Raw genomic sequence first — 26,742 nt, 5'->3', positions numbered from 1 at the left:
CTTCGACAAGCTCAGCATGAGCGGGCTTGGTTCAGATTTTTCACGCAAAGACAGATGAAATGACATCCAACCGCCGCACCTTCGCCATCATCTCCCACCCCGACGCGGGCAAGACCACGCTGACCGAGAAGCTCCTGCTGACCGGCGGCGCGATCCACCTGGCGGGCGAGGTCAAGGCGCGCGGGCAGGCCCGCCGGGCGCGGTCCGACTGGATGAAGATCGAGCAGCAGCGCGGCATCTCGGTCACGTCCTCGGTGATGACGTTCGAAAAGGACGGGACGGTCTTCAACCTGCTCGACACCCCGGGCCACGAGGACTTCTCCGAAGATACCTACCGGACGCTGACCGCGGTCGATTCGGCGGTCATGGTGATCGACGCGGCGAAGGGCATCGAGCCGCAAACCCGCAAGCTGTTCGAGGTCTGCCGGTTGCGGTCGGTGCCGATCATCACGTTCATCAACAAGGTCGATCGCGAAGGTCGCCCGCTGACCGAAATTCTCGACGAGGTGGCCGATGCGCTCGCGCTCGACGTGTCGCCGCAGGGCGCACCGCTGGGCATGGGCGGGCTGTTCACCGGCGTGCTCGATTTCGCCTCGCAAACCGTCGCCAAGCCGGAGGGCGGCAGCCGGGAATACCTCGGCACGCGCGAACCGTTCGCCGGCTTCGACAGCGGGCTGTCCGACGACATGGCCGAGGAAATCGAGCTGATCCGCGAAGCTTATCCCGCGTTCGACCTGGAGGCGTTCCTGCACGGCGACCTGACGCCGGTGTTCTTCGGCAGCGCGCTCAAGAACTTCGGCGTCGAGGAACTGATCGCCGCGATCGACCGCTGGGCCCCGCCGCCGCGACCGCAACCCTCGGAAGACGGCCCGGTCAGCCCGGATCGCGACGAGGTGACCGGTTTCATCTTCAAGGTGCAGGCCAACATGGACCCGAACCACCGCGACCGGATCGCCTTCATGCGGCAGGTCTCGGGCACCTTCAAACGGGGGATGAAGCTCACCCCGTCGGGCCTCGGCAAGCCGATCGCTGTCCACTCGCCGATCCTGTTCTTCGCGCAGGATCGCGAGATCGCCGATACGGCGGAGGCGGGCGACATCATCGGCATTCCCAACCACGGCACGCTGCGCGTCGGCGACACGCTGAGCGAGAGCAACAAGGTCCGCTTCACCGGCCTGCCGAACTTCGCGCCGGAAATCCTCCGCCGGGTGGTGCTGAAGGATCCGACCAAGACCAAGCAGCTCAGGAAGGCGCTCGACGACCTCAGCGAGGAGGGCGTGATCCAAGTGTTCTATCCCGAATTCGGCGCGCAATGGATCGTCGGCGTGGTCGGGCAGCTGCAGCTCGACGTGCTCGTCTCGCGGCTCGAGGCGGAATACAAGGTGGGCGCCAATCTCGAGCCGGCACCGTTCGTCACCGCACGCTGGGTCAAGGGCGGCGAGGCGGCGCTGAAGACCTTCACCGATTTCAACCGCGCCAACCTCGCCACGGACCGCGACGGCGATCCGGTGTTCCTCGCCAAGTCGTCGTGGGACGTGAACTACCAGGCCGAGAGGAACCCCGACCTCACGTTCTCGGCGACCAAGGAACGCTAGAGCGGGAGGCGAAGCTCGGCGGACAGGCCCCCGCCGGGCCGGTTCGCGAGCACGATGCGACCGCCGTGCGCCTCCGCGATGGCGCGGGCGAGCGTCAGGCCGAGGCCGGCACCGCCGGTATCGCGGTTGCGGCTCGCCTCGCCGCGCACGAACGGCTCGGTGATGGTGGCGAGCAGGGCATCGGGAATTCCCGGCCCCGTATCGGTCACGCGCAGGACCGCATCCGGGCCCTCGCGCAGGACCGCGACTTCCGCCCCCCCGCCATAGCGCACCGCGTTCGACACCAGGTTGCGCAAGGCGCGCTTGGCCCAGGTGACATGGACAGGGGCGACCACGCGCGCGCCCTCTGCCAGCACCGCGGGCTCGCCCATGTCCTCGAACTCCTCGACGATGGAGGCCGCGAGCGCCGCGAGGTCGGTGCGTTCGGGCGGCTCGCTCGCGCGGCCGACCCGGGCGAGCGACAGGATATCGTCGAGCGTGCGGACCATATCCTCGATCGTCGCCGCCATGCGCGCGCGCTCGCCCTCGTCGTCGACGCTCTCGATCCGCACCCGCAGCGCCGCGAGCGGCGTCTTGAGATCGTGGCCGATCGCGCCGAGCATCACGTCCTTTTCGTCGAGCATGGCGGCGATGCGCGCCTCCATCGCGTTGTGCGCCTCGATCAGCTGGCGGACATCGTCCGGCCCCTGCGGCTCGAGCTGGCCGGTCAGGTCCTGGGTGCGGGCAAAGGCCTCCACCCGACCGGTGAGCTGGGCGAGCGGGCGGGTGATGCGCCGGAGCAGCAGCCACATGACCAGCATCAGCGCGCCGAAAAGGACCAGAGTCTGCGTGACGAGCCCGCGCACGCCGCGCGCGGTGGGCTGCCGGTCGATGGCGCGGGCGGTCACCCACTGGCCGTCGTTGCCCGGCACGCTGGCCAGGATCACGCGGGCATCCTCGAGCGGCGCGGCGCCGCCGAGCATCCGGCCCGCCTCGATCCTGCGCAGGACGCGCGGATCGGCCATCGCGGCGCGGCTCACCACGCGCACCTTGTCCGCTCCGCTCAGGCCCTGCTGCGACAGCACTTCGCGTAAATCACGCGTCAGCGCCGCCTCGGGTTCATCATCGGGAAGTGAGGGCGGGGTGGCGGACCGCTCGATTCGCAACCGCTTCGCCAGCCCCAGCCGTTCGCCGGGCCGATCCCCGAATCGCCGGGCGAGCCGCTCGGCGGGCGCGCCTGTCGAGGCGGCGGTCAGCTGCACCGCGAGCGTTCCCACGACCTGCTGCGCGCGCCGCTCTTCGGCCGCGCGGAACAGCAGCACCGCGGAGATGGCCTGCGCGAGCAACAGCGCGCCCGCGACGGCGAGCAGCACCTGGCCGAGCAGGCTTCTGGGCCAGAACCTCATTCGCTGTTGCCGCCGGCGAAGCGGCCGACTTCGGCCGCGAACCGGTAGCCGCCCCCGCGCACGGTCTGGATGAAATGCGGGTTGCGGCTGTCGGCCTCTATCTTGCGTCGAAGCCGGCTGACCTGGTTGTCGACCGCGCGGTCGAACAGGTGCGCCTCGCGCCCTTGCACGAGGTCGAGCAGGCGATCGCGATCGATGACCTGCTTGGGCCGGTCGAGGAATGCGACGAGCAGGCGAAACTCCGCCGTCGAGATCGGCACCGTCGTCCCTTCGGGATCGACCAGCCGGCGCTTGAGCGGGTCGAGCTGCCAGCCCTCGAATTCGTAGAGCGCGTCGTCCTCGGGCGGTGGCGCGGCCTTGCTCGCGCGGCGCAGCACGCTGCGAATGCGGGCAACGAGTTCGCGCGGTTCGAACGGTTTGACGACATAGTCGTCGGCCCCGATCTCGAGCCCCACGATGCGATCGGTCGCCTCGCCCCGGGCGGTGAGCAGGATCGTGGGAATCGCCCGCGACTCGACGAGGTGGCGGCACAGGGAGAGGCCGTCTTCGCCCGGCATCATCACGTCGAGCAGGACGAGATCGGGTGTGTCCGACACGATCGCGCTGCGCGCCGCGGCGGCATTGTGCGCCTCGCTCACGATGAACCCCTGGCGCGAAAGGTACGCGGCCAGGGGCTCGCGCAGCGTCGCCTCGTCGTCGACGAGGAGCAGCTTCACGGGCGTGGTGTCGGAGGTCATGGAAAGCACCCGTGCCTGTAGCGGGGCGCGCCGGTCAAGCGCGCCCCGCCAGGGTCATCGAGCCGAAGCTCCTCAGTTCGCGGGCTGGGCGGCCTGGCGGGCCTGCCTGCGCTCCTGCATCGTCGCCCGCATGGTCTGGCGCGCGGCGGTGCGTTCGGCCTGCGTCACGGTCCCGTTGCCGTCGGCATCGACCCGGTCGAAACGCTTCATCGCTGCCGCGGTAACCTCGGCCTGGCTCAGGGCGCCGTCGCCGTTCGTGTCCATCATCTTCATCATGCCCATGCCGCGGCCGCCGCGACGCTTGCCGGCCTTGGGCTTGTCGGCGCGGGCGGCGCGCGCTTCGGTACGGGCATTGAACTCGGCTTCGCTGATCGAGCCGTTGCGGTCGGTGTCGAGGCGTTCGAACACCTGGCCTCGGCGCGCCTCGCGGTCGGCCTGGTTGATCACGCCGTCGCCGTTGGCATCCATCTTGGCGAAGCGCTGTGCGGCTGCCGCCTCGGCCTGGGCGCGGGTCATGTCGCCCTGCGGCATCTTGCCGGCCTGGGCCATGGCTGCGCCCGACGTGGCAAGCATCACGGCGGCGATCGAAAGGGTTACTGTACGCATGACGATTCTCTCCTGGGAAACTCAATGGGTCGAACTGCGACGCCCGGGGCAACAAGGGGAGGGGGAGGGTTGCCCGCGTGCGCCGCAGCTCACACTCGCCGTTCTACGGCAGTCATGTCGCAGGCGTATCGCCAAAGGCGGGAGAATTGTCGCAAAATGTCGCGTCCCGCCGACGCGGTTCATCCGGCGGACAGTCAGCGCGGGCGGTGTTCGGTCCCGAGGCCCGCGGTGATGAACACGGCGGTCGCCTCGCCCGCCACATCCGCCGTGTGCCACGTGCCGGGCGGATTGATCGCGTATTCGCCGGCGCGGATCGTCACGCGGTCGGTGGTACCGTCGGCATGTTCCTGATGAAGCGTCATTTCGCCCGCGGTGCACAGCACCACCTCTGTCCCGACCGGATGCATCTCCCACGAATCCCAGGATTCGGTGAAGGTGTACATGCTCACCAGCCGCCCTTCGGCTCCGTCGCCGTCGTGGCGCTGTCCGTAGCCTTCGTACCACGCCATCCCGTCGAACGACGGCTGCGCCTCGGCCGTCGCCCCGAGGCCGAGATGGATGAAGCGTTCGCTGAGGGATTTGGCGCTCATGTAGGCGTGCTCATCACGAACGCATTGAGCTTGTTGCCCTCCGAATCGCGGAAATAGCCGGCGAAAAAGCCGCCGCCGCGATCACCCGGTGCGCCTTCGTCGGTCCCGCCATTGGCGAGCGCGATCTCGTAGAGCCGGTGGACCTGCGCTTCGTCCTTCGCCTGCAGCGCGACCATGACCCCGTTGCCGACCGAGGCGGCGTTGCCGTCGAACGGCTTGGTGAGGGCGATCCCCGCCGCGCCGCCAGGTTCGCCCCAAGCGATGAAGCTGTCGAATTCCATCATGCGGCCGACGCCCATCTCGGCCGCGATGGCATCGTAGAACGGGGCGATCGCCTTCAGGTCGTTGGTGCCAAGGGTGACGTAACCGATCATGTGAAATGCTCCTTGCCGCGACTCGACCCGGCAAGAACATTACGCGAACATCGTGGCTCCCGCAAGCGCAGGCTAGAGCGGGGCGCAGGCTTCCTTGAGCCACGCGAGCACGTCGCCCGACAGCTGCGGGGCGAGGATGCGGCGGACCTCGGCGTGGTAGTCGTTCCACCACGCGCGCTCCTCCTCGGTCAGCAGCGACACCTCGACCAGCGCCTTGTCGATCGGCGCGTAGGTCAGCGTCTCGAACCCGAGGTAATCGCCTTCCGCCCCGGCGATTTCGCGCTTTTCGACGAGCACGAGGTTCTCGATCCGGATGCCGTAGGCGCCTTCCTTGTAATAACCCGGCTCGTTCGAGAGGATCATTCCGGCAAGCAGTTCCTGGTCGCCGCCAGACTGCGATCCGGTGATCTTGGCGATGCGCTGAGGCCCTTCATGAACCGACAGGAAACTGCCGACCCCGTGCCCGGTGCCGTGGGCGTAATCGACGCCCGCCGACCACAGGAACTGCCGCGCCAGCGCATCGAGCTGGCCGCCGACCGTACCTTGCGGAAACACCGCGCGCGCCAGGGCGATGTGCCCCTTGAGGACCCGCGTGTTGCGGTCCTTTTGCTCAGCGGACGGTTCGCCCAAACCATCAGGCGTCCCGATCCATACCGTCCGGGTGATGTCGGTCGTCCCGTCGAGGTACTGGCCGCCCGAATCGCACAGGTAGATGCTGCCGGGCTGGATCGGGATGTTGGAATCCGCGTCCACCCGGTAGTGCGGCAGCGCGGCGTGCGGTCCCGCCGCGCTGATCGTGTCGAACGACAGGTCGCGCAGGGTGCCCGCCGCCTCGTCACGGAAGGCACGCAGCTGCGCGGCGGCGGACAGCTCGTCCAGCCCGCCCTTGGGTCCTTCGACGCTCAGCCAGTGAAGATACTTCGCGATCGCCGCGCCGTCGCGCGCCTGGGCGTCGCGGTGGCCCTGCTGCTCGACGGGGTTCTTGACCGCGCGCGGCAGGATCGTGGGATCGCGCACAGCCACCGGCCTGGCGCCGGCGCCCTCAAGCGCGTCGAAGATCGCCGCGACGCCGTAATTGGGATCGACCGCCACCGTCTTGCCGGCCAGCTCGCCGAGCGCTTGTTCAAACGTTTCGCGCGGTCGGATCGTAACGGCGTTGCCGAGGTGCTGGGCAAGCTCGGGCGTGACCTTGTCCTGTCCGATGAACAGGTCCGCGGTGCCATCGGCGTGGGCGACGACATAGGACAGCGCCACGGGGGTCCGGTCGACGTCGGTGCCGCGCACATTGAGCAGCCACGCGACCGAATCGAGCGCGCTCACCACCGCGGCGTCATACCCTTCGCCCTTCAGCCAGTCGGCGACTTCGGCGCGCTTCTCGGCGCTCGATCGGCCGGAGTGCGCATCGGAATGGACCAGCGCCGGCGCGTTCGACGGCTCGGGCCTGTCGGCCCACACCGCGTCCACCGGATTGCCGTCGACCGGAACGAGCACGGCGCGCTTCTTCTCCAGCGCCTTGGCCACGCCCTCGACCCACCCTTTCGAATGGAGCCACGCGTCGTAGCCGATCTTCGCGCCTTCGGCGGCGTTGGCGGCAAGCCACTTGGCCGGGCTCGATGCCGGCACGCCGACGTATTCGAACAATGTGCCGTCCACCTGGTCGCGGACCTGCACGGTATAGCGCCCGTCGACGAAGATCGCGGCCTTGTCGGCCAGCACGGCAGCGGTCGCGGTCGATCCGCCGAACCCGGTCAGCCAGTGTAGCCGCTGGGCGTAGGCACCGATGTACTCGCTCATGTGTTCGTCGCTGATCGGCACGACGAATCCGTCGAGCCCGCGCTTCTTCAGCTCCTCGCGCAAGGCGGAGAGGCGGGCTGCGCCGGAGTCGAGTTCGGTCTGCATGAGCATTGTTGCGGTCCTTTCGCTTCCCACATAGGGCCGCGCCATGAACGATGCCACCGCGAACCCGCCGAAAGCCCCTCCCCAAGCGGCGAAAAAGCCCTCCAGCGTGTCCCACCACGGCCTGACCGTCAGCGACGATTACGCCTGGCTGCGCGATCCGAAATACCCGGTCGTCGACGACCCCGATATCCTGGCCCACCTCAAGGCGGAGAACGCCTGGTTCGAAGCGGCGATGGAAGGCCAGAAGGACCGGATCGACGCCTTGTTCAAGGAAATGCGCGCACGGATCAAGGAAGCCGACAAGTCGGTTCCGCAAAAGGACGGCGAGTGGCTCTACTGGGTCGAGTACGAGGAAGGTGCCGAATACAAGAAGTGGTGGCGCAAACCCGTTGCGGGCGGACCGGACGAGCTGATCCTCGACGAAGTGGCGCTGGCAGAGGGCAAGGACTACTTCCGGCTCGGCGCCATCGCGGTTTCGAGCGACGGCACCCGGCTCGCCTACTCGATCGACGACAATGGTTCGGAGCGCTTCACCGCCCGCATCAAAGTGATCGCGACCGGCGAACTGCTGCCCGACGAGATTCCCGGGACGCTGTCCTCGCTCGTCTGGGTCGGGGGTGACACGGGCATCGTCTACAGCCTCGCCAACGAGCAGTGGCGGACCGACAACGCGCGGCTGCACCGGATCGGCACTTCGACTGACGAAGATGTAGAACTCTACCATGAAAACGACGATGGATTTCGCGTCGGCTCCGGACTTTCGGCGAACGAGAAGTGGCTGGTGATATCCACCAGCGATCACGAGACGAGCGAGGTCCGCCTGGTGCCCGCCGCAGATCCGCTGGCCGAACCGATCCTCGTGAAGCCCCGCAGCAAGGGCGTGGAGTACGAGGTCGACGTCTATCAGGACGACGGCTCGAGCGATGGCATGGGCGACGGAACGCTCTACATCCTGGCGAACGACACGCACGAGAACTTCCGCCTCGCCACCGCCCCGCTCGGCGAACCGGACAGGTGGTCGACGCTGATCGAGGGTTCGGACGCGTTCTACCTGACGGGGTTCGACCTGTTCCGCGATTTCTACGTGGTCGAGGGTCGGCAGGACGGGCTCGATACGATCGAGGTGCGCTATTACGGCGATCCTGCCAGGGTCGAGCCCATCGCCTTTCCCGAGGAGAGCTACGCCGCCGGGCTGGGCGACAATCCCGAATGGGCGATGGACAAGCTGCGGGTGAGCTACGAATCGATGGTCAGCCCGGCCACCACCTACGACTACCATGTCGCCGAGCGGCGACTGGAAGTTCTCAAGGTGCAGGAGGTGCCGTCGGGTTACGACGCCGGGCTCTATGCGACCGAACGCCTCCACGTGACCGCGCGCGACGGAACCAGCATCCCCGTCTCGATCATGTACCGCAAGGATCGGACGTCTCCGGGTCCCCTGCACCTCTACGGTTACGGCGCCTACGGCATCGCGATCCCGCCGGGGTTCTCGACGACCCGGCTCAGCCTCGTCGACCGGGGGTTCGCCTATGCCATCGCCCATATCCGCGGCGGGGACGACCTGGGGCGCGCCTGGTACAAGGGCGGCAAGCTGGAGGCGCGGACCAACACCTTCACCGATTTCGTCGACGTGGCGAGGGGCCTGGTCGAGCACGGCTACACCCAGGCGGGCCGCATTTCGATCTCCGGTGGCTCGGCGGGCGGCGAACTGATGGGCGCGGTGGTCAATTCCGATCCCGAACTGTGGGGCGCCGTCGTCGCGCACGTGCCGTTCGTCGACGTGCTGGCAACGATGCTCGACGCCTCGCTGCCGCTGACGCCGGGCGAATGGCCCGAATGGGGCAATCCGATCGAGGACAAGGCCGCGTTCGAACTGATCCGCAGCTACTCGCCCTACGACAACGTGAAGGCCCAGGCCTATCCGCCCATGCTCGTCACCGCCGGCCTCAACGATCCGCGCGTAACCTACTGGGAGCCGGCCAAGTGGGTCGCCCGACTGCGCGAGATGAAGACCGACGACAACGTGCTGGTGCTCAAGACCAACATGGGCGCAGGCCACGGCGGCAAGTCGGGCCGGTTCGAATCCTTGCACGAAACGGCCGAGGAGTACGGCTTCATCCTGTGGCAGATGGGCCTGTGACGCCCTCAGGTGGCGACGCGGTAGGGCAAGTCGAGGAGAGCCGCCGCTTCAGCCTGGAATTCACCGCGAGGCCCGAGCACATCGATGAACTGGGCCACGTCAACAATGCGGTCTGGGTCACGTGGATTCAGGACATCGCCACCGCGCACTGGAATGCGGTGGCGGCGCCCGAGCACCGCGACCGCTACATCTGGGTCGTGACCCGGCACGAGATCGATTATCGCGGCAACATCGGCGAGGGCGACAGCGTTACGGGCGAGACGTTCATCCCCGCAGGACCGCGCGGGGCACAGTTCGATCGCTGCGTCGAGTTTCGGAATTCGGCCGGCAAACGGATCGTCGCCGCGCGCAGCACCTGGGCCATGCTCGACAAGTCCAGTGGCCGCCTGGTGCGCGTGCCCGCGGAAGTCGCCGCGCCGTTCCTGTAAAAGCCCGCTTGCGGCATGGCGGAGGCGTTGCTAGAGGCGCGCGCCTACCGGGGCCCGACGTTCAGTCGGCCCGTTTCATCCGATGTGCGGTCGTGGCGGAATTGGTAGACGCGCAACGTTGAGGTCGTTGTGGGCGAAAGCCCGTGGAAGTTCGAGTCTTCTCGACCGCACCAGTCGGGCATCCGGCGATAGATGAAACGGATATCCGGACCCGTTTCCTGATGCAGGCCTAGATCAGGCCCCGGGCGAGATAAGGGTCCTGGCTCCCCTGCGGCGGATCGTGGGCCATCTTGACCAGGGTAGAAAACGCCTCGTCCTGCGACAGGAACACGCGCCCGGTCAATTCGGCCAGGAAGTGCGATCGTTCGAGCGCGTCCATCACTGGCCCCTTCACTTCCGAAAGGTGCAACCGCACCCCCGCGTCCGACAGGCGGTGATTGATCGCCTCGAGGCTTTCGAGCGCCGAGGCATCGATCGCGTTGACCGCCGAACACATCAGCACGAGGTGTTCGACTTGCGGGTGGTCGGCGACTTCCTCGAGCACGAACTCTTCCAGCCACCGCGCGTTGAGATAGGTCAGGCTCTCGTCGATCCGGATCGTCACCACGCGGGGATCGGTAATCACCTTGTGGCGCAGAACGTTGCGGAAGTGCCCCGTCTCCGGAACCCGGCCCACGATCGCCGCGTGCGGACGGGACGAGCGCCAGAGGAACAGCGCCAGGCTCAACCCAACGCCGGCCATGACACCGGGCTCGACACCCAGCAGCAAGGTGACGAGGATGGTCGCCGCCATCGCGGCGAAGTCCGCTCGCGAATAGTGCCAGACCGTTCGCAGGGTCTTGAACTCCACCAGGCTGAGAACCGCGACGATGATCGTGGCCGCCAGCGTCGCGATCGGCAGCGAATGGAGCAGCGGCGTCAGGAACAGCGCGGCGACCGCGATCCCGACCGCCGTGAATGCTCCGGCAGCGGGCGTTTCGGCCCCGGCGTCGAAGTTGACCACCGAGCGGGCGAAACCCCCGGTGACCGGATAGCCGCCGGTGAAAGAGGCGGCGACGTTGGCCGCGCCCAATCCGATCAGTTCCTGGTCGGGGTCGATGCGCTGCCGCTTCTTGGCGGCGAGCGTCTGGGCGACCGAGACCGATTCCACGAACCCGATGATCGACAACAGCAGCGCGGGCACGGCGAGCTGCTGCCACAAGGCCGCGTCGAACAGGGGCACGGTAAAGGGCGGCAGGCTCTGCGGTATCGCGCCGACGACCTTCACGCCCGCGTCCTCGAGCCCGAACGCCACGACCGCGAGCGTCGATGCCGCCACGGCCGCGATCGGCCCTGCCTTCGCGGTCAGGTCGGCCGCACGCGGGGGAATGCCGAACCGCATCAGAAGCGGCTTGAGCCCCTTGCGGACCCAGAACAGGAAAGCGACCGAAAGAACGCCGATGGCAAGGGTTGGAAGATTGGTTTCGCCGATGTTGGCGACGAGAGAGCTCACGAGTTCCGGCATCGCCTCACCCGACGCGGACACGCCCAGAATGGATTTGAGCTGGCTCGTCGCGATGATGATGCCCGACGCTGTGATGAAGCCCGAAACGACCGGGTGCGACAGTAGGTTGGCCAGGAAGCCGAGCTTGAGCACGCCCATCAGCATGAGCATCGCGCCCGATAGCAACGCCAGCACGAGCGCCGCCGCGATGAATTCCGCGCTGCCGGGGACCGCGACACTGCTGGCTGCGGTCAGCGTCATAAGCGAGATGACCGCCACCGGCCCGACGGCCAGCGTACGACTGGTGCCGAACAGCGCGTAAGCGATGATCGGCAGGATCGACGCATAAAGACCGATCTCTGGCGGCAGCCCTGCAAGCATGGCGTAAGCCAGGCTCTGGGGGATCAGCATGATCGTGACGATCCCTGCTGCAACGAGGTCGTTCGTCAGGACCGCGGAATTGTAGCTCCGCCCCCAGTCGAGGATCGGCAGGTAGCGGGACAGGGAGCGCACGGGAGCGGTGCTCGGCGTTACTGCGGCTCGGAGCGCGGGGGCTCGTCGCCTCCGAGCGCCAGCCGAACCCGCAGCCCCGAAATGTCGCACCCGCCCGCGGCCGCGGCCTCGATGATCGCGTCGGGGCTTTGCCTTCCGGCTTGCGACAGGGCCCACATGCTCGCAGCGCGCGTGCCGGTGCGGCAGAACCCCAGCACGGGACCGGGCATCTCTTCGAGCGCGGCGGCGAAGCGCGATACGTCCTCGTCGCCGTAAGCACCCGGTGTCACCGGTATATGACGGGCTTCCATGCCCGCCGCCTGTGCCGCTGCTGCGATCTGCGCCCAGCTTGGCTGGCCGGGCTCCTCGCCCTCGGGCCGGTTCGAGATGACCGAGCGGAACCCCGCGGCTGCCAAGGCCTCGAATTCCTCGGGGTCGACTTGGGCCGAAACCGAGAAATCGGGCGAAATGCGTCTGATATCCGTCATGGCCGGATTACCTTTCGTTCCATGGTTATCTTCTGAAGGAGCATGCCTGCCAGCATCGCGCCGATGAAGGGGAGGACGCTGATCGGCGACAGGGCCAGCGCGGCGATCGCGGGGCCGGGGCACAGGCCGGCGATTCCCCAGCCGATCCCGAACAGGACAGATCCGGCAATCAGTCGCCCATCGAGGTCTTTGCGATCGGGCAGGGAGAACTTCGCTCCGAACATCGGCGTTCTCATGCGTGACTGGATCGTCCAAGCGACCGCCATCACGATCACCGCTCCGCCCATCACGAACGCCAGCGTCGGATCCCAATCGCCGAACACGTCGAGGAAGCCGCGCACGCGCTGCGGATCGGTCATGCCCGACACTGTCAGGCCGGCGCCGAACAACAGGCCAGATACGAGCGGAGGGAGGAGTCTGCGGGCAAACGACATGTCAGTCTCCCACCAAGGAAAGCACGAACACGGTGGCGATCCCCGCCGCCATGAACGATGCGGTAGCCACGATCGATCGCTGCGACAGACGGCTCACTCCGCAGACACCGTGGCCGCTGGTGCAGCCGCTACCCATCCGGGTGCCGAAGCCGACCAGGAGTCCTGCGACGATCAGCACCGGCCACGACGCGAAAGTGGCCGGTTCCCAGTCGAAACCCGACCGTATGGCGAGCGCACCCAAAGGTAGGCCGACGATGAACCCCCAGGCGCTCGTCATCGCCATGTCGCCCCGCGCGATTCCTGTGCCCCGCGCCAGGATGCCGGACACCCCCGCAATGCGGCCCGCGCCGAGCAGCATCAACGCTGCGGCAAGGCCGATCAGCACGCCTCCGACAAGGCCCGCAACCGGCTGCGCATCCGGAAAGCCGGGCAACATCACAGCCGGTCCACCGGAAGCTTCAGGTACGATACCCCATCGTCTTCGGGCGGGGGCAGGTGTCCGCCGCGCATGTTGACCTGGATGGAGGGAAGGATGAGCCGCGGCATCGCGAGGGTCGCGTCGCGCTGGGTACGCATCTCGACGAACTCGTCCTCGGTCACGCCGTCGTGCAGGTGCACGTTGCTGGTACGCTCGGCGAGGATCGTCGTCTCCCACACGAACTCGTCGCGGTTGGGCGCCTTGTAGTCGTGGCACAAGAAGACTCGGGTTTGATCGGGAAGCTGCATCACGCGGCGGACCGAACGGTAGAGCTCACGGGCATCGCCGCCCGGAAAGTCCGCGCGCGCCGAGCCGTAGTCGGGCATGAACATGGTGTCGCCGACGAACGCCGCGTCGCCCACGAGGTAGGCGAGGTCCGCCGGGGTGTGGCCGGGCACGTGCAGGACGGTCAACGGTATCCCGCCGATCATCAGCACGTCGCCGTCCGACAGGAGCCGATCGAACTGCGATCCGTCGCGTGCGAATTCGGTGCCCTCGTTGAAGATTTTCCCGAACACGCCCTGCACCGTCACGATTTCGCGTCCGATGGCGAGCTTGCCGCCGAGCTTTTCTTGCAGATACGGCGCTGCCGACAGGTGATCGGCATGGGCATGGGTCTCGAGGATCCAGTTCACCGTCAGACCCTGCCGGCGAACGTGATCGACGATCAGGTCGGCCGATTCGAAGCTGGTCCGTCCCGACGGCTGGTCGAAATCCCACACGCTATCGATGATTGCGGCATGACCCGTGGCGGCATCGGACACCACGTAGCTCGCCGTGAAGGTGGGTTCATGGAAGAACGCCTTGACTTGCGGCGCTGACGATTGTCCCGCCAGCACTGCCTTCACTTGCGCGATTGCTTTGTCGAGGTGGATATCGGCGGTCATTGCGTATCTCCGTTCGATTGCGGTTTCTGCTCGCCGAGATCGGGGCAGAATACCTCGTGCAGGACGCCAAGGATCTGGTGCGCGCGTGGATCGCAGATACGGTAATGGACCGCCTGCGCCTCCTTCCGCGTCGCCACCAGTCCCTCCTCGCGCAACTTGGCGAGATGTTGCGACAGCGCCGACTGGCTGAGCCCTACGCGCTCGTTGAGGTCGCCCACGGTAAGTTCGCCTTCCGCGACAAGGTGGCACAGCACCAGCAATCGGCTTTCGTTCGATAACGTCTTGAGCATACCGGCCGCCTCTGCGGCCTGCTTTTGGAATGCTCCCAGGTCGACTTGCATTTTGCCACTCTCCATTAGCAGACGCTAATATTAGGCATTCCTAATGGAAGTGCAAGTGGCCTTCTCCCCCATGCGGACGACCGTTCGCGCCCGCATGGCGACAAGGTGCTGGCGCGCTGCGAATCGCTTTGCTAAGCGCCCGCACCGAACTGGACGCGAGTTCAGGCACCCGTAGCTCAGCTGGATAGAGCGCTGCCCTCCGAAGGCAGAGGTCACAGGTTCGAATCCTGTCGGGTGCGCCAGTTCGCTCATGCGCGGACCGTTGCCATTAGCTTTTTGGCAAGCGAATCCGGCTAACGCTCGAATCCTGATGAGCGTCGCGCCGACCGATTTCGCCGTCCGTCCGGACCAGGCATCACCGCGAGGCGCGGGCACGTTGGGCGCTCAGTGGGCGGCGCTGCAGGAAACTGCCGACGCCGTCGCCGCGATCGCCGGTCTTGCGGCAGAAAAACCTACCGCACTCATGCGGACATTTCCCGACCGGATCGCCGATGTCGGTGGCTGGCGGCTTGAACTGGCTTCCAACGGGATATCCGATATCGCCGCCATGATGTCCCCGGGCGTCAAGGCGTTGCTGGCGGTGTCCGCGCGCGGGCAGGATCCGACGCCGGCGGCCCTGACCCTGTGGCACGAATTTCATGCCGCTCGCGATGCGCTGCTCGCGTTAGTCCCGGAAGAATAGCCCCGCAGACGGGGCCCACACGTTGGTCCGGCCCGTGCTTCTGGCTTCGGAATGCATGCCGAACTTGACCGGGTTCTTCTTTCGTTCCAATCGTGGGCCATGCCCGACTCACCTGCGATAGCCCTCGCGGCCGAACGTCATGACGCCCTGGCCGTCGCGCGCGGAATTTGCCGGCTCTTCGCGCGAAACGACATCTGGTGCCTGGCCGAAATGCCGCTGCGCAACGGACGCCGGGCCGATTTGATGGGTGTCGATGCGAAGGGGCGGATCGTGATCGTCGAGATCAAGGTAAGCCGTGCGGACCTTGTGGGTGACGGCAAGTGGCCCGACTATCTCGACTTTTGCGACCGGTTCTATTGGGGCGTTCCTCCGGGGATCGATTGCGCGATCCTCGACGGTCTCGACTTCCGGCCCGATTGCTGCGGGGTGATCGTGGCGGACGGCTACGACGCCGAAATCGTCCGCCCCGCACCCAGTCATCCGCTTGCTGCCGCCCGGCGCAAGGTGGAGGTAGAGCGGCTCGCTCGCGCAGCGATGCGCCGCACCATCGTCGCGGCCGACCCCCATTGCGCTCCGTGGGGCAATCTGGACTAGCGTTCGCCACCTAGTCAGCCCGATGCAGCCAGCGTAGAGCGTCGCCGAGATGCTTGCCGCCATCATCCTTTCCGCCCTTGCGATGACCGCGATCGTGGCCGTTCGTTACCTGCTGACGAGCGGCGGGTTCGCCTGGGCGACAGCGCGCGTCCGCCCGGGGCTGTATACCGGGCTCGACGGCCAGATTCGCAGGGAGATCGGCTGGTCGATCGCCTCCGCCGCGATCTACGGGATACCCGCGGGCGTGGTGGCGTGGGGTTGGCAGGAGCGTGGTTGGACGCGCATCTACACCGACTGGGATGCATTTTCCTTGTGGTATCTGCCGGTCAGCGTGTTCGCCTACCTGGCCGCGCACGACACCTGGTTCTACTGGACCCACCGCTGGATGCACCGGCCAAAGCCGTTTCGCATCGCCCACGCGGTCCATCACGCCAGCCGGCCGCCGACGGCCTGGGCCGCGATGAGCTTTCACCCGTGGGAAGCGGTGACCGGCGCGGTCGTCATCCCGGCGCTCGTGTTCATCGTTCCGATCCATGCCGCGATGCTCGGGCTGGTTCTGGCGGTCATGACCGTGATGGGGGTGACGAACCACATGGGCTGGGAGATGTTTCCGCGCTGGCTCGTTCACTCGAGGTTGGGAGAATGGCTGATAACCGCCAGCCACCATCAACGGCATCACGATCTCTATAAATGCAACTACGGCCTCTACTTCCGGTTCTGGGACAAGCTGTGCGGCACCGATCGGGGGCTCGGCCAGCCGTGAGGGCGCTTGCCGCCCTTGCAGTCTGCGCGATGGTGCTGGGAGCGGCCCCCCCGCCGCCAGACGTGACCGTGTCCATCACCGGAATGCGGTCCACGAAAGGCGTGGTGCGCGCATGCATGACGGGCGATGCCGCACGATTTCCCAAATGCGCGGGCGACCCCAGATCACACCGGCTGGTTGTGCCGGCCTCGGGGAACCTGAAGCTGACGTTCAAGGGCGTGACGCCAGGGCGCTACGCCATCGCGCTGCTGCATGACGAGAACAACAACGGCAAGGCCGACCGGGCTCTGGGTATGATGCCCAAGGAAGGCTTCGGCTTTTCGCGCGACGCCCCGGTCCGGATGGCCCCGCCCAAATATGCCGACGCGGTGTTTCCCGTCGAAAGCCGCGATCTGAGCCTCACCATCAAGATGCGCTACATGATGTGACGCCACCGCGCCGCTGACGGCAAAAAGTCGCGGCGCAACTTAACGGGATGTTTACCACGCAAGCGGCACAACTCTCCCCATCGCTTGGGACACGCACGCACGTGTCCCGCAACAGGGGTGAATTGGCGCGATGGACAACCTGCGGGGATATATCGGAGCAGTCGACTACGACGCCGACAGCTACGACCATGGCATCGGTGACGACGATTCCGGTCGCGAGCTTCCGCCGAGCCCGATCGGTCAGGACGAGCGCCGGATGCAGGTCCGCGCCTACAACCATTGGGCATGCCTGCTGGCGGACCGCAATTTCCCTTCGATCGAGGACCTCGATCCCGACGCGCTTCCCGATTTCGGACCCTACTCGGTCCTGCTCGACTTCACGAACGGGATCGACAATCCCTCCGTCCGGTTCCTGGGCACGATGCTCGCCCAAGAATGCGATGTCACCGGGGTCGTCGACCGCCTGAGCGATGTTCCCAGCCGTTCGCTGCTCACCCGCATCACCGACCACTACATGCAGATTCTCGCCAATCAGGCGCCGATCGGGTTCGAGGCGGAGTTCGTCAATCAGCGTGGGCAGACGATCCTCTATCGCGGCATCCTGCTACCGTTCTCCAGCGACGACGATACCATCGACTTCATTTATGGCGTCATCAACTGGAAGGAGATGGCCGACCAGCTGACCAGCGACGAGCTGCTGCTGGAAATCGACCAGGCCCTCGAGATCGAGGACGGTCGCCCGCGGCCGGCCGATCCGGTCACCGACTGGGCGGATGGGCCCGGCGTCGTCGAACCGTTGTTCGCCGCCGCCACGACGCCCGTATCGTTTGCAGAAGGCGACGACCCCTTCCCGCTGCCGGCCTTTGGGGAATCCGAAGATACAGGTTCAAACGCTTATCGCTTCGCCGATCACGGCGAGCACGAAGACGAAGACGAGGAGGCCGAAGAGACCAGCCTCTACGAATCGATCGAGGCCGTAGACGAGGAACCCGAGGGCCCGAGCCGTTTCGCCTCGCTCCTGACGCTGGGGGGCGGTCGATCGAACGCCGACGCTTTCGACGAGGACGAGGACTTCGACGAGGACGACGACGAGGATCCGGTCGCCAAGTGGCTCAAACGCCCGACCCCGCTCGATTCGCTTCCCGACGTCGATTTTGCACCGCTGGCGCCTGTGGACACTCCGCACGATCTGGACGCGCCGTTCGAAGCCGAACCGGTCGTCGACCAGCCTGCCGCCGCAAACGACTATGCCCCGTTCGAACTGACCGAAGCGATCGAACATGATGACGTTTTCGCGCAATCCGCCCCCGAGCCGGAAGCCGTGGTCACTGCCGAACCGGTTGTCGCGGACGATGAAACCGTGATCGATCTCGACGACTTCGAAGTCGTCGAGGCTGCGGACGAAGCGACCGGACTCTACGACTGCCTGGCCGCCGCCCGCGAAATGGCGATCGCCGCACGCAGCTGCGAGGATCGCAGCCGTACCGCGCTCTATGCAGCGGTCGGCCGAGCCTACGATTTCAGCATCGCCGCGCAGGCCGAACCCGAAGAGTTCGCCGAACTCATGGCCGACAGCGGACTAACAATGCAGGACCGCGCGCCGATGACCCCGGTGGTCAAGCTCGTGTTCGGTGCTGATTACGACAAGACCCGGCTGACCGAGTATGCCGCCGTGCTCACGCACGCCCATCGAATGGGCATCGAGCGCGGGACGCTCGCCGGATACCTCGGCGCCGCTGAAGGCGGCCTCAAGGGGATCGTCCACGCCGAGCGCGCCTACCGCCGTTCGGATGACGGCGAAGTGCCCGTTCGCGAGACCCCGCGCGAGGCACTGGCTCGCAAGCTGCGCGCAATCGCACCGCTCGGGTTCGAGGACATCGAAGCAGACGGCGAGGAATTCGCGCTCGTGATGATCCGGCGTGTCGACGGCGAAGTGGTGGTGCTGGGCGAGGTCGTCGACACCGCTCTTGTCGAAAAGGCGGCAAAGAAGCTCGTCGCCTGACGCTGGCCGCTCGCAGTTAGGGGTTTCCGCTTCGACCGACGCTCGCTAGCGCGGGGCCGATGCCCCTGTTCGAACGCGCGCCCGTCCGCATCCAGCCCTTTTTCGGCTATCGCAGCGAAACGCGGCTGACCCTGTCGGCGCGCGCCCTTCGTTCGGGCAAGCCGGGCCCGCATACGTTCGCCAATCGCGGCCGGATGCAGGCCATGCGCACGATGCTGGCGCAGTTCGCCTCGCGCGAGGTGCCCGGACTTGACGTGCGGCTGGAACTCAAGAGCCCGCTTGGTATCGCCGTCGATCACCATGGGGTCACAGACGACGAGGGCTATGTCCATTTCGACGTCGCGCTCGACCCGCCATGGCCGCTGGCGCGCGATCCCGAATGGGAAGTCGTCTGCCTCCACTGGCTGACTCCCGAGGGACCCCATTGCATCGAGGGTTACGTGCTCGCTCCGGGCAAGGCGACCCATCTCGCGGTCATTTCCGATATCGACGACACGATCGTGGAAACCGGCATCACCGGCGGTTTCGGAGCCGTAAGAAGAAACTGGCGCCGCGTCCTCGCCGAACTGCCGGACGAACGGATCGCCGTGCCGGGGGCCGACGTGTTCTATGGTGCGCTGGGCGGCGGCGCGGTTCTCGCCGAGCCGGGCGGAGCGGGCGCGCACTATGCCGCAACGCACCGGCCGTTCTTCTACATATCGTCGTCGCCGTGGAATCTGTTCTCCTATCTCGTCGCGTTTCAGCAGAGTCGCAAGCTGCCGCTCGGCCCGCTGCTCCTGCGCGACTGGGGCCTCAACCGCGCGACCTTCGGCTCCGAAAGCCACGGAGCGCATAAGCGGGCCGCGCTCGACCGGCTGCTCGCCTTCTATCCGGACTTGCGGTTCGCCTTGATCGGCGACGACACCCAGGGCGACCTGCCCGCCTTTGCCGAAACCGTGCAAGCCCACCCGGGACGCATTGCCGCCGTCTTCATACGCACCGCCACGGGGCCGTTCTCGCCCGAGGAGATCGCCGGCCAGTCCCTTATCGAGGCCGCGGGGGTGCCGCTCTGGCTGGGCGACGATTTCGCCACCGGCAGCGACTTCCTGCGCACGATCGGGATTTCCACTGCTGGCGAGACGGCCCAGATCGTCAAGACCGTGCAAAAGGATCACCCGACTTGAAGACCGGCCGTGCGAGGAGATGGGCGATGATCGCGGCATTGGTGGTGGGCCTGCTCGCGCTGGCGGGATTCGGCGTGTGGCGCTGGGCAGTCGCTGCCGGATCGGCGGGAACACTCGACTGGATCGACGCGCGCTTCCCGCGCTCCACCACGGTCGATCTAGCCGCGCAGGGACTTTACGGTAGCGATCCCGCCCAACGCGCCGAACTGTGGGTTCCGGCAGGCGAAGAGGCCGATGGAGCCAGGCCGCTCGTCGTCTTCGTGCATGGCGGAGGATGGCATTCGGGTGCAGCGGAAGAATACCGTTTCGTTGCCCGGACTCTGGGAGAGGCTGGCTTCGCCACCGCGCTGATCGGGTACCGGCTTGTACCGGGCGGGCGCTTTCCGGCGATGCTGGAGGATACCGCCGCCGGGATCCGCTGGGCGCAAGACAGGGCTGCCGCCGTGGGCGTGCGGACCAACCGGATTGCGCTCGCCGGCCATTCGGCGGGTGCCTACAACGTGCTCATGATGGCGCTCGATCCGCAGTGGCTTGCTGCCGCCGGCGTGCCTGCCGAAAGTATCGGCGGGGTGGTGAGCATGGCCGGCCCGGCGGATTTCTATCCCTTCACCAGCGATTCGGCCCGCAACGCGCTGGGCCACGTCGCCGACCCGGCGATCACCCAGCCGATCGCGTTCGCCCGCGCCGGCGCGCCGCCCCTGCTGCTGATGCACGGCACCGCCGACACGGTCGTCCGCGTGCGCAACGCCCGCCGCTTGGCAGCCGCGGTCGAGGCCCAAGGCGGTGCGGTGGGTACGGTCGAATTCGACGGCATGGGGCACGCCGGAATCATCATGGGTCTGTCCCGGCCCTTGGCGCAGGGCGGGATCGTGCGCGATCCGATGATCGAATTCATGCGCTCGGCCACCGCTCCGTCGCCCTATGCCAGCGCTTCAGTTCCGGTTCAGCGCGAATCCCGCTAGAGCGACGCCCGATGCGTTTGCTCGCCCGCGTTCTCGCGCTCCTCGCGGCGCTCTCGCTCGTCGCCCAGCCCGCGGCGGCCCAATCGATATTGCGCGACGCGGAGACGGAAGCGCTGCTCGACGACATGGCCGCGCCCCTGATCGAGGCTGCCGGGCTGCAGCCGAGCAATGTCGATATCGTGCTGATCGGCGACCAGAGCCTCAACGCGTTCGTAGCCGGTGGGCAGGCGATCTACATCCATACCGGCCTGCTCGACGCTGCCGATAGTGCTGAGGAAGTCCAGGGCGTGATCGCTCACGAACTGGGCCACATAACCGGCGGTCACATCATCAACTCGGCCGGCACGAGCGAGGCTTCGGGTATCTCGATCATGTCGCTGGTCCTAGCCGCGGCCGCTGCGGCGGCGGGAGCGGGCGACGCGGCGATGGGCGTACTGATGGCAGGCCAGCGCGCCGCGCTGGGCAAGTACCTCGCCTTCAGCCGCGCGCAGGAAAGCGCTGCGGACGCCGCAGGGGCCGAGTACCTTTCGAAGGCCGGCATTTCGGGCCGCGGGAGCCTGGCCTTCTTCCGCAAGCTGCAGAGCATGGAGTTCCGCTACGGTTACAACCCGACCGATGAAGACGCGTTTTCCACCACGCACCCGTTATCGGGCGACCGGCTGGCGCGGTTGACCGAAACCTATCAGGTCGATCCGGCGTGGGAGAAGCCCGCCGACGCGGCGCTGCAGAAGCGGTTCGAACTCGTGAAGGCGAAACTCGCCGGATATACCGAGGAACCCGCCAAGACCCTGCGCGACTTTCCCGAAACCGATACCAGTCTGCCTGCCCGCTATGCCCGGGCCTATGCCTTTCACAAGGACGCACTCGTCGATCGGTCGCTGGCCGAATCCCGGGCGCTGATCGCGGCAGAGCCCGACAATCCCTACTTCCTCGAACTGGCGGGGCAGGTGCTGCTCGAATCGGGTCGGCCCGACGAAGCATTGGAGCCGCTGCGCCGGGCGATCGAGCTGACCAGCAACGCGCCGCTGATCGCGGCCTTGTTCGGACATGCCCTGATCGCGACCGAGGACACGACCAACCATGCCGAGGCCGAGACCGTGCTCAAGGCGGCTGTGGCGCGCGACCGGTACAATCCTTTCGCATGGTATCAGTTGGGCGTGATCTATGCCGCCCAGGGTGACATGCCGCGCGCGCGTCTCGCCAGCGCCGAGCAGCAGTCGATGAGCCGCCGTTATGGCGAGGCGCTGCGCAGCGCCCAGGCCGCGCAGGCCGGCCTGCCGACCGGGTCCCCCGACTGGATTCGTGCGCAGGATATCGAGCTGCAGGCGCGCGGCGAGCTTGAACGCCAGAAGAAGCGTCGATAGCGCTGCACCCATGAACTTGCTCAAGACGCTTCTGCCCAGCGCTGTCGTCGCGCTCGTGTTCGGTTTTCTGGGTGCGTGGCTGTTCGCCTGGTCCGGCCTGGGCGGCAATGCAACGCGCGAATGGCTTCTCGCCAATCCGCAAATCCTTCCCGAAATGGCCGAGGCCTATCAGGCGAACGAGGCGAGGACGCGGCTCGCGGGTGCCTCTGACGAGGTCGTGAAGCCTTTTCCCGGCGCCATACTCGGCAACCCGCAAGGCACGGTCACGCTCGTCGAGTTCACCGACTATGGGTGCACGTTCTGCCGGCAGTCGGTCGACGACGTGAAGGCGCTGGTCGAGGCGAACCCGGACCTGAAGGTCGTGATGCGCGAATGGCCGATCTTCCAGGGTAGCGACGTCGCCGCCGCATGGGCCCTCGCCGCCGCGCGGCAAGGCAAATATGCCGCCTTCCACGATGCGATGTTCCTGCATGGCCCACCGAGCGAGGCCAGCGTGGCAAAGGCTGCCGAGACCGCGGGCCTCGACATGGCGGCTGCGCGCGCCTTCGCCACCTCTGGCGAGGCCGCTCTGGAATTGCGCAAGAACATGGACCTTGCCCGCCAGCTCGGCTTCGAGGGCACGCCGAGCTGGGTCGTGGGCGACCGCGTGTTCTCGGGCGCTGTGGGCCGCGCGCAACTGTCCGACGCCGTCGCGGCCGCGCGAAAGGGCGCGTGATCGCGGCATTCGCCCGCGTCGCCATCGTCGCGCTGGGGCTGGTTGCATCGCCCGTAATCGCCGGCCCGGACGAGGACCGCGCCGCGCTCGTCCGCCTTCAGCAAGAGGACGCGCGACTCCAGTCTATCGGTTGGCGTCTCGCAACCGCCAACGCACCGTTCTGCGCCCCGCGTCCGTCGATCGGCCTCCTGCTGCAGGACATGGCGAACTTTACGGAGCCTGCCCGGATGCGCGCGGCGACCGGCATCGCAGGAGACATAGTCGTGCAGGCGGTAGCTGCTGGATCGCCCGCCGAGATCGTAGGCTTGGCCGCCAACGACGAGATCGTGGCCATAGACCGGCGCGCGATGGCAGATCTTCCCCCGGCCAAGGCCGGGGACTGGCAACGCCTCGCTTCGCTGCACGATCTGGTAGACGCAGCACTCGACCGCGATGGCGAAGTGCGGATCGCATTCCGCCGGGCCGGCGACGAATCGCGTGAAGTGACGGTCGGCAGCAACCTGACGTGCCCGTCGCGATTCGAACTGATCGACAATAGCGAGCGCGCGGTGGCCGACGGAAAGCGCGTGCTCATCGGTCGCAAGTTCGCCGGTCTCGACTACTCCGAAGACGAGCTCGCGGCAGCGCTCGCGCACGAATTCGCGCACAACCTGCTCGGCCACCGCGCATGGTTACGCGAGGCGGGGCGCAAGAGGGCGAACATCCGGCTCACCGAGCGCGAAGCCGACCGGCTGATGCCGTGGCTCCTCGCCAATGCGGGTTATCCGCCGGAGGCTGCGGCGCGCTTCTTCGAACGCTGGGGGCCCGGCAACGGCGGCTGGATCTTCCGCGCACGCACGCACGACGGGTGGGACGAGCGGTCCGATTTCGTCCGCGCGGAGTTGTCGGCCATCGAATCGCTGAGAGCAAACGGCAGCGCCGCCGATTGGCGCACGCATTTCCGCCGGGAAATCGAACCCTAGGCGGCCTGCTGCTCGGCAGCCCTTGCGTAAAGCGAGTTGATCGGGCGCGCCATCACGCGGCGGACCATCGGCTCGAAGAATTCCAGCGATTCGCTCTCGTAGTCGGGATCGAAGGCGGCTTGGTCGTATTTCTCGCAGAATTCGGCGCACGCATCGAAATGGGGGCTGCCGCGGAACTGCTCGCGCGATTCGCGGTCCATGCCTAGGTAGTGGAAGTAGTAGTACCCCTGGAAATGCCCGTGGTTCTGGCAGATCCAGTGGAGTTCTTCCGACACGAACGGCTTGATGATCGAAGCTGCGACTTCGGGGTGGTTGTAGGTTCCCAGCGTGTCGCCGATGTCGTGCAGCAGGGCCATCACGACATAATCTTCGTCGCGTCCGTCGCGATAGGCACGCGTCGCGGTCTGCAGCGAGTGTTCGAGCCGGCACACCGGGAATCCGCCGAAATCGCCATCGAGCAGTTTGAGGTGAGCGAGCACCCGATCGGGGAGGCCCTTGGCGAAAGCCATGTACTCGCCGCCGATCAGCGCCCAGTCCTCTTGCGTGCCTTCCTTCATCTCGCGGAATTTGGCCCGTTCCTGAGCGCCGTGCAGGGTATCCTCGGTCAAGTTCATCGTCGGTCTCCTCGGCAAGAGGCATACCGCATCGGACGCGCCAATGGCAAAACTTGTCTGACGCTTTCAGTAAACTTAGGTTAGACGCCGATCATGGTGGTCAGGCTGCCCTTTCGCCCCGCGCCGTTCTTCGACAACAAGAACGCGGCCTTCTGGAATCTGCAGTTCCTGGGTTGGGGCGGCGTGTTCGCCCTGCGTGCGATTTCCGCGATGGCCAACCAGCAGCCGTGGGAATTGCTGCTGGTCGTGCTGGTCCAAGTCATCACCGGGTTTGCCATCAGCCTGGTGCTCAGCGTCATCTACGGCCACCTGATCAAGCGAAGGGCGGTGGTTACCTGGACCGTGACCGCTCTGGTCCTTGCGCTGGCGGTCGCGCTGTACGCGGCGCTCGATGCCTGGCTGCAGGGGGTGTATTATTCGGATACCCGCGACTCGACCTTCGCACAGCGCGTGCTCGCGCTTGCCTTCCTCGACGGAACGCTGCTGGGCGCGTGGTCGGCGCTGTACTACGCGATCAATTACTTCCTCCAGGTGGAAGAGCAGGCCGACCGGCTCGAACGGCTGGAGGCGCAGGCGACTAGTGCGCAGCTCGCGATGCTGCGCTATCAGCTAAACCCGCATTTCCTGTTCAATACGCTGAACTCCATCTCCACTCTCGTCCTGCTCAAGCAGACCGAGCCTGCGAACGCGATGCTCACCCGCCTCAGCGCGTTCCTGCGCCATACCCTGGTCAGCGAACCGGGAAGCAAGGTCACCGTCGCACAGGAAGTCGAGACGCTGCAGCTCTACCTGGGCATAGAACGGATGCGGTTCGAGGAACGGCTGCGGACCGAGTTCCATATCGAGCCCGAGGCGGCGAGCGCCTGCCTGCCGTCGATGCTTCTCCAGCCGCTGGTCGAGAATGCGATCAAGTATGCGGTCAGCCCGCAGGAGGAAGGCGCCTGTATCTCGCTTTCCGCGCAACTCGTCGGACGACGGCTGCGTATCGCCGTATCGGACACGGGGCCGGGCTTGCGCGAAGGTCCCGCCCGCGCCAGCTACCCGGCCGCGCTCGCGGGCGTAAGCAGGACCGTGTCGACCGGCGTGGGACTGCCCAACATTCGCGATCGCCTCAGCCAGGCCTACGGTGAGGACCACCGCTTCGAAATCCGCAATCCGCCCGAAGGGGGCTTCACGGTGATCATCGAGATCCCGCACGAAGCCGCCGAAAGCCCAGGACACCCTGTCCAGGCGAAACCTTCGGTTACCGAATCCGTTACCGCACCGCGGCCAGAACCGCGCTCGATTGGAAATGTTGCATGACCATTCGCACCCTGCTCGTCGATGACGAGAAGCTCGCCACCCAGGGGCTCCAGCTCCGCCTCGAGAAATTCGACGATATCGAGGTGATCGGTACGTGCGCCAACGGGCGCGAGGCGATCCGCGCGATCAAGACCGAGAAGCCCGATCTCGTTTTCCTCGACATCCAGATGCCGGGGTTCGACGGGTTCTCGGTCGTGAAGGGGATCATGGAGATCGAACCGCCGCTGATCGTGTTCGTGACCGCCTATGAGGAACACGCGATCCGCGCGTTCGAGGCAAATGCCGTCAATTATCTGATGAAGCCGGTCGACGAGGACAAGCTGGCCGACACGATCGAGCGGGTGCGCCAACGGCTTTCCGAGAAGCGCAGCGCCGAAGAGGCCGAGAAACTCAAGACCGTGCTCAACGAAGTCGCGCCCGATGCCGCAGAGGAGTTCGCTGCTGACGATGCGCCGAGCGAGAGCGCCGATCGCTACGAGAAGCTTATCAACATCAAGGATCGCGGACAGATTTTCCGGGTCGAGATCGATTCGATCGAGCATATCGAGGCGGCGGGCGACTACATGGTCATCTCTACCGGCAACAACAGCCTCGTCCTACGGGAGACGATGAAGGACCTCGAGCGGCGCCTTGATCCGCGCACTTTCCAGCGCGTCCACCGGTCGACCATCGTCAACCTCAATCAGGTCCGCCAGGTCAAGCCGCACACCAACGGCGAGTGCTTCCTGGTCCTGGAAAGCGGGTCCGAGGTGAAGGTGAGCCGCAGCTACCGCGATGTTGTCGCGCGCTTCGTGCACTGATGTTTTGCGAGCGCGCCTCCGCGCGCTCGTTCTC

At 66.4% G+C, this 26,742-nt stretch carries 27 protein-coding genes, 2 tRNA genes and 1 pseudogene; 17 read left to right on the top strand and 13 right to left on the bottom strand.

Translation table 11 applies throughout. The annotated features are described in order from the left end of the window. The first annotated feature begins 59 nt into the window (after positions 1-59). On the top strand, positions 60-1,595 hold the full coding sequence (locus AR323_RS02125) for a peptide chain release factor 3 (protein WP_057882282.1): 1,536 nt from the start codon (positions 60-62) through the stop codon (positions 1,593-1,595). Here AR323_RS02125 and AR323_RS02120 read toward each other — a convergent pair. The 6 genes from AR323_RS02120 to AR323_RS02095 all read right to left on the bottom strand — a co-directional run bounded on the left by AR323_RS02120 (position 1,592) and on the right by AR323_RS02095 (position 7,192). Beyond that, a complete protein-coding gene (locus AR323_RS02120) occupies positions 1,592-2,980 on the bottom strand; it encodes a sensor histidine kinase (RefSeq protein WP_057882281.1) in 1,389 nt (462 codons plus the stop codon). The genes AR323_RS02125 and AR323_RS02120 overlap by 4 nt on opposite strands. Beyond that, positions 2,977-3,717, bottom strand: a complete 741-nt coding sequence (locus AR323_RS02115; protein ID WP_057882280.1) for a response regulator — start codon at positions 3,715-3,717, stop codon at positions 2,977-2,979. Before AR323_RS02115 ends, AR323_RS02120 begins: the two co-directional genes overlap by 4 nt. A 72-nt stretch (positions 3,718-3,789) precedes the next feature. Then, on the bottom strand, positions 3,790-4,323 hold the full coding sequence (locus AR323_RS02110) for an EF-hand domain-containing protein (protein ID WP_057882279.1): 534 nt from the start codon (positions 4,321-4,323) through the stop codon (positions 3,790-3,792). A 194-nt stretch (positions 4,324-4,517) separates the two neighbouring features. Beyond that, positions 4,518-4,913, bottom strand: a complete 396-nt coding sequence (locus AR323_RS02105) for a cupin domain-containing protein (protein ID WP_057882278.1) — start codon at positions 4,911-4,913, stop codon at positions 4,518-4,520. Further along, positions 4,910-5,287 (bottom strand): VOC family protein, encoded by a 378-nt coding sequence (locus tag AR323_RS02100; protein WP_057882277.1) that lies wholly within the window; start codon positions 5,285-5,287, stop codon positions 4,910-4,912. Before AR323_RS02100 ends, AR323_RS02105 begins: the two co-directional genes overlap by 4 nt. 72 nt (positions 5,288-5,359) lie before the next feature. Continuing rightward, the gene (locus AR323_RS02095; protein ID WP_057882577.1) at positions 5,360-7,192 is read right to left on the bottom strand and encodes an aminopeptidase P family protein; all 1,833 of its coding nucleotides are present in this window, start codon (positions 7,190-7,192) and stop codon (positions 5,360-5,362) included. Between the two features lie 37 nt (positions 7,193-7,229). Here AR323_RS02095 and AR323_RS02090 point away from each other — a divergent pair, with 37 nt between their 5' ends. The 3 genes from AR323_RS02090 (at position 7,230) to AR323_RS02080 (ending at position 9,927) form a co-directional block, all read left to right on the top strand. Further along, positions 7,230-9,326: a S9 family peptidase gene (locus tag AR323_RS02090; RefSeq protein WP_057882276.1), complete on the top strand. Its 2,097-nt coding sequence runs from the start codon at positions 7,230-7,232 to the stop codon at positions 9,324-9,326. Further along, positions 9,323-9,754 carry an acyl-CoA thioesterase gene (locus tag AR323_RS02085; protein ID WP_057882576.1) on the top strand — a complete coding sequence of 144 codons (432 nt, stop codon included), beginning with the start codon at positions 9,323-9,325 and terminating at the stop codon, positions 9,752-9,754. Before AR323_RS02090 ends, AR323_RS02085 begins: the two co-directional genes overlap by 4 nt. An 86-nt stretch (positions 9,755-9,840) precedes the next feature. After that, positions 9,841-9,927 (top strand) — tRNA-Leu (locus tag AR323_RS02080). Between the two features lie 56 nt (positions 9,928-9,983). Here AR323_RS02080 and AR323_RS02075 read toward each other — a convergent pair. From AR323_RS02075 to AR323_RS02050, 6 genes are read right to left on the bottom strand one after another with little or no spacing between them, the layout of a single operon-like run. Continuing rightward, complete coding sequence (locus AR323_RS02075; RefSeq protein WP_057882275.1) at positions 9,984-11,750, bottom strand: SulP family inorganic anion transporter; 1,767 nt, start codon at positions 11,748-11,750, stop codon at positions 9,984-9,986. A gap of 17 nt (positions 11,751-11,767) precedes the next feature. Continuing rightward, positions 11,768-12,217 carry a TIGR01244 family sulfur transferase gene (locus AR323_RS02070; protein ID WP_057882274.1) on the bottom strand — a complete coding sequence of 150 codons (450 nt, stop codon included), beginning with the start codon at positions 12,215-12,217 and terminating at the stop codon, positions 11,768-11,770. Further along, positions 12,214-12,651, bottom strand: coding sequence for a YeeE/YedE family protein (locus tag AR323_RS02065; RefSeq protein ID WP_057882273.1), 438 nt, complete (start codon positions 12,649-12,651; stop codon positions 12,214-12,216). Before AR323_RS02065 ends, AR323_RS02070 begins: the two co-directional genes overlap by 4 nt. 1 nt (position 12,652) lies before the next feature. Further along, positions 12,653-13,087 (bottom strand): YeeE/YedE family protein, encoded by a 435-nt coding sequence (locus tag AR323_RS02060; protein ID WP_057882272.1) that lies wholly within the window; start codon positions 13,085-13,087, stop codon positions 12,653-12,655. After that, positions 13,087-14,016: an MBL fold metallo-hydrolase gene (locus AR323_RS02055; protein WP_057882271.1), complete on the bottom strand. Its 930-nt coding sequence runs from the start codon at positions 14,014-14,016 to the stop codon at positions 13,087-13,089. The genes AR323_RS02060 and AR323_RS02055 overlap by 1 nt, the downstream gene beginning before the upstream one ends. Then, on the bottom strand, positions 14,013-14,357 hold the full coding sequence (locus AR323_RS02050; protein WP_057882575.1) for an ArsR/SmtB family transcription factor: 345 nt from the start codon (positions 14,355-14,357) through the stop codon (positions 14,013-14,015). The genes AR323_RS02055 and AR323_RS02050 overlap by 4 nt, the downstream gene beginning before the upstream one ends. Before the next feature lie 165 nt (positions 14,358-14,522). Here AR323_RS02050 and AR323_RS02045 point away from each other — a divergent pair. From AR323_RS02045 to AR323_RS01995, 11 genes and pseudogenes are all read left to right on the top strand, one after another. Continuing rightward, positions 14,523-14,599, top strand: a tRNA-Arg gene (locus tag AR323_RS02045). 68 nt (positions 14,600-14,667) lie between these two features. Then, a complete protein-coding gene (locus AR323_RS02040; RefSeq protein ID WP_057882270.1) occupies positions 14,668-15,039 on the top strand; it encodes a hypothetical protein in 372 nt (123 codons plus the stop codon). A 99-nt stretch (positions 15,040-15,138) separates the two neighbouring features. After that, positions 15,139-15,633: an MmcB family DNA repair protein gene (locus AR323_RS02035; RefSeq protein WP_057882269.1), complete on the top strand. Its 495-nt coding sequence runs from the start codon at positions 15,139-15,141 to the stop codon at positions 15,631-15,633. Positions 15,634-15,682: 49 nt separating this feature from the next. After that, entirely contained in the window at positions 15,683-16,396 is a 714-nt protein-coding gene (locus AR323_RS02030) for a sterol desaturase family protein (RefSeq protein WP_057882268.1), read from the top strand. Beyond that, positions 16,393-16,824, top strand: a complete 432-nt coding sequence (locus AR323_RS02025; protein ID WP_321164521.1) for a DUF2141 domain-containing protein — start codon at positions 16,393-16,395, stop codon at positions 16,822-16,824. The genes AR323_RS02030 and AR323_RS02025 overlap by 4 nt, the downstream gene beginning before the upstream one ends. 130 nt (positions 16,825-16,954) lie before the next feature. Next, positions 16,955-17,611: pseudogene (locus AR323_RS15410) on the top strand (PAS domain-containing protein); the annotation flags it as partial. A gap of 1,274 nt (positions 17,612-18,885) precedes the next feature. Next, positions 18,886-19,989 (top strand): App1 family protein, encoded by a 1,104-nt coding sequence (locus AR323_RS02015; RefSeq protein ID WP_057882265.1) that lies wholly within the window; start codon positions 18,886-18,888, stop codon positions 19,987-19,989. Between the two features lie 26 nt (positions 19,990-20,015). Next, complete coding sequence (locus AR323_RS02010) at positions 20,016-20,951, top strand: alpha/beta hydrolase (RefSeq protein WP_057882264.1); 936 nt, start codon at positions 20,016-20,018, stop codon at positions 20,949-20,951. Between the two features lie 11 nt (positions 20,952-20,962). After that, positions 20,963-22,315 (top strand): M48 family metalloprotease, encoded by a 1,353-nt coding sequence (locus AR323_RS02005; RefSeq protein ID WP_057882263.1) that lies wholly within the window; start codon positions 20,963-20,965, stop codon positions 22,313-22,315. A gap of 10 nt (positions 22,316-22,325) precedes the next feature. After that, on the top strand, positions 22,326-23,030 hold the full coding sequence (locus tag AR323_RS02000) for a DsbA family protein (protein WP_057882262.1): 705 nt from the start codon (positions 22,326-22,328) through the stop codon (positions 23,028-23,030). Beyond that, positions 23,027-23,992 carry a M48 family metalloprotease gene (locus AR323_RS01995; protein ID WP_235510421.1) on the top strand — a complete coding sequence of 322 codons (966 nt, stop codon included), beginning with the start codon at positions 23,027-23,029 and terminating at the stop codon, positions 23,990-23,992. Before AR323_RS02000 ends, AR323_RS01995 begins: the two co-directional genes overlap by 4 nt. Here the strand turns inward: AR323_RS01995 and AR323_RS01990 are convergent. Next, positions 23,989-24,606 carry an HD domain-containing protein gene (locus AR323_RS01990; RefSeq protein ID WP_057882261.1) on the bottom strand — a complete coding sequence of 206 codons (618 nt, stop codon included), beginning with the start codon at positions 24,604-24,606 and terminating at the stop codon, positions 23,989-23,991. The two genes, AR323_RS01995 and AR323_RS01990, sit on opposite strands and share 4 nt — an antisense overlap. Positions 24,607-24,699: 93 nt before the next feature. On the opposite strand from AR323_RS01990, the gene AR323_RS01985 reads away from it, so the two are divergent. Together AR323_RS01985 and AR323_RS01980 are read left to right on the top strand one after the other, a co-directional pair. Continuing rightward, on the top strand, positions 24,700-25,908 hold the full coding sequence (locus AR323_RS01985) for a sensor histidine kinase (RefSeq protein WP_057882260.1): 1,209 nt from the start codon (positions 24,700-24,702) through the stop codon (positions 25,906-25,908). Then, positions 25,905-26,708, top strand: coding sequence for a LytR/AlgR family response regulator transcription factor (locus AR323_RS01980; protein WP_057882259.1), 804 nt, complete (start codon positions 25,905-25,907; stop codon positions 26,706-26,708). The genes AR323_RS01985 and AR323_RS01980 overlap by 4 nt, the downstream gene beginning before the upstream one ends. Positions 26,709-26,742 lie beyond the last annotated feature (34 nt).

This window comes from Tsuneonella troitsensis (assembly GCF_001441535.1).
Lineage (GTDB): Bacteria > Pseudomonadota > Alphaproteobacteria > Sphingomonadales > Sphingomonadaceae > Tsuneonella > Tsuneonella troitsensis.
Note: the sequence above shows the minus strand (reverse complement) of the source record. Positions and strands in the feature narration are given on the sequence as shown.

Bases quoted from the DNA above. Each gene is read 5' to 3' on its own strand.
- AR323_RS02070 (WP_057882274.1), bottom strand. From the start codon at position 12,217: ATGACGGATATCAGACGCATTTCGCCCGATTTCTCGGTTTCGGCCCAA.
- AR323_RS02090 (WP_057882276.1), top strand. From the start codon at position 7,230: ATGAACGATGCCACCGCGAACCCGCCGAAAGCCCCTCCCCAAGCGGCG.
- AR323_RS02115 (WP_057882280.1), bottom strand. From the start codon at position 3,717: ATGACCTCCGACACCACGCCCGTGAAGCTGCTCCTCGTCGACGACGAG.
- AR323_RS01980 (WP_057882259.1), top strand. From the start codon at position 25,905: ATGACCATTCGCACCCTGCTCGTCGATGACGAGAAGCTCGCCACCCAG.
- AR323_RS01985 (WP_057882260.1), top strand. From the start codon at position 24,700: ATGGTGGTCAGGCTGCCCTTTCGCCCCGCGCCGTTCTTCGACAACAAG.
- AR323_RS02125 (WP_057882282.1), top strand. From the start codon at position 60: ATGACATCCAACCGCCGCACCTTCGCCATCATCTCCCACCCCGACGCG.
- AR323_RS02060 (WP_057882272.1), bottom strand. From the start codon at position 13,087: ATGTTGCCCGGCTTTCCGGATGCGCAGCCGGTTGCGGGCCTTGTCGGA.
- AR323_RS02035 (WP_057882269.1), top strand. From the start codon at position 15,139: ATGCCCGACTCACCTGCGATAGCCCTCGCGGCCGAACGTCATGACGCC.
- AR323_RS02015 (WP_057882265.1), top strand. From the start codon at position 18,886: ATGCCCCTGTTCGAACGCGCGCCCGTCCGCATCCAGCCCTTTTTCGGC.
- AR323_RS01990 (WP_057882261.1), bottom strand. From the start codon at position 24,606: ATGAACTTGACCGAGGATACCCTGCACGGCGCTCAGGAACGGGCCAAA.
- AR323_RS02100 (WP_057882277.1), bottom strand. From the start codon at position 5,287: ATGATCGGTTACGTCACCCTTGGCACCAACGACCTGAAGGCGATCGCC.
- AR323_RS02000 (WP_057882262.1), top strand. From the start codon at position 22,326: ATGAACTTGCTCAAGACGCTTCTGCCCAGCGCTGTCGTCGCGCTCGTG.
- AR323_RS02055 (WP_057882271.1), bottom strand. From the start codon at position 14,016: ATGACCGCCGATATCCACCTCGACAAAGCAATCGCGCAAGTGAAGGCA.
- AR323_RS02005 (WP_057882263.1), top strand. From the start codon at position 20,963: ATGCGTTTGCTCGCCCGCGTTCTCGCGCTCCTCGCGGCGCTCTCGCTC.
- AR323_RS02095 (WP_057882577.1), bottom strand. From the start codon at position 7,192: ATGCTCATGCAGACCGAACTCGACTCCGGCGCAGCCCGCCTCTCCGCC.
- AR323_RS02010 (WP_057882264.1), top strand. From the start codon at position 20,016: ATGATCGCGGCATTGGTGGTGGGCCTGCTCGCGCTGGCGGGATTCGGC.
- AR323_RS02050 (WP_057882575.1), bottom strand. From the start codon at position 14,357: ATGCAAGTCGACCTGGGAGCATTCCAAAAGCAGGCCGCAGAGGCGGCC.
- AR323_RS02065 (WP_057882273.1), bottom strand. From the start codon at position 12,651: ATGTCGTTTGCCCGCAGACTCCTCCCTCCGCTCGTATCTGGCCTGTTG.
- AR323_RS02110 (WP_057882279.1), bottom strand. From the start codon at position 4,323: ATGCGTACAGTAACCCTTTCGATCGCCGCCGTGATGCTTGCCACGTCG.
- AR323_RS02105 (WP_057882278.1), bottom strand. From the start codon at position 4,913: ATGAGCGCCAAATCCCTCAGCGAACGCTTCATCCATCTCGGCCTCGGG.
- AR323_RS02040 (WP_057882270.1), top strand. From the start codon at position 14,668: ATGAGCGTCGCGCCGACCGATTTCGCCGTCCGTCCGGACCAGGCATCA.
- AR323_RS02120 (WP_057882281.1), bottom strand. From the start codon at position 2,980: ATGAGGTTCTGGCCCAGAAGCCTGCTCGGCCAGGTGCTGCTCGCCGTC.
- AR323_RS02030 (WP_057882268.1), top strand. From the start codon at position 15,683: ATGCTTGCCGCCATCATCCTTTCCGCCCTTGCGATGACCGCGATCGTG.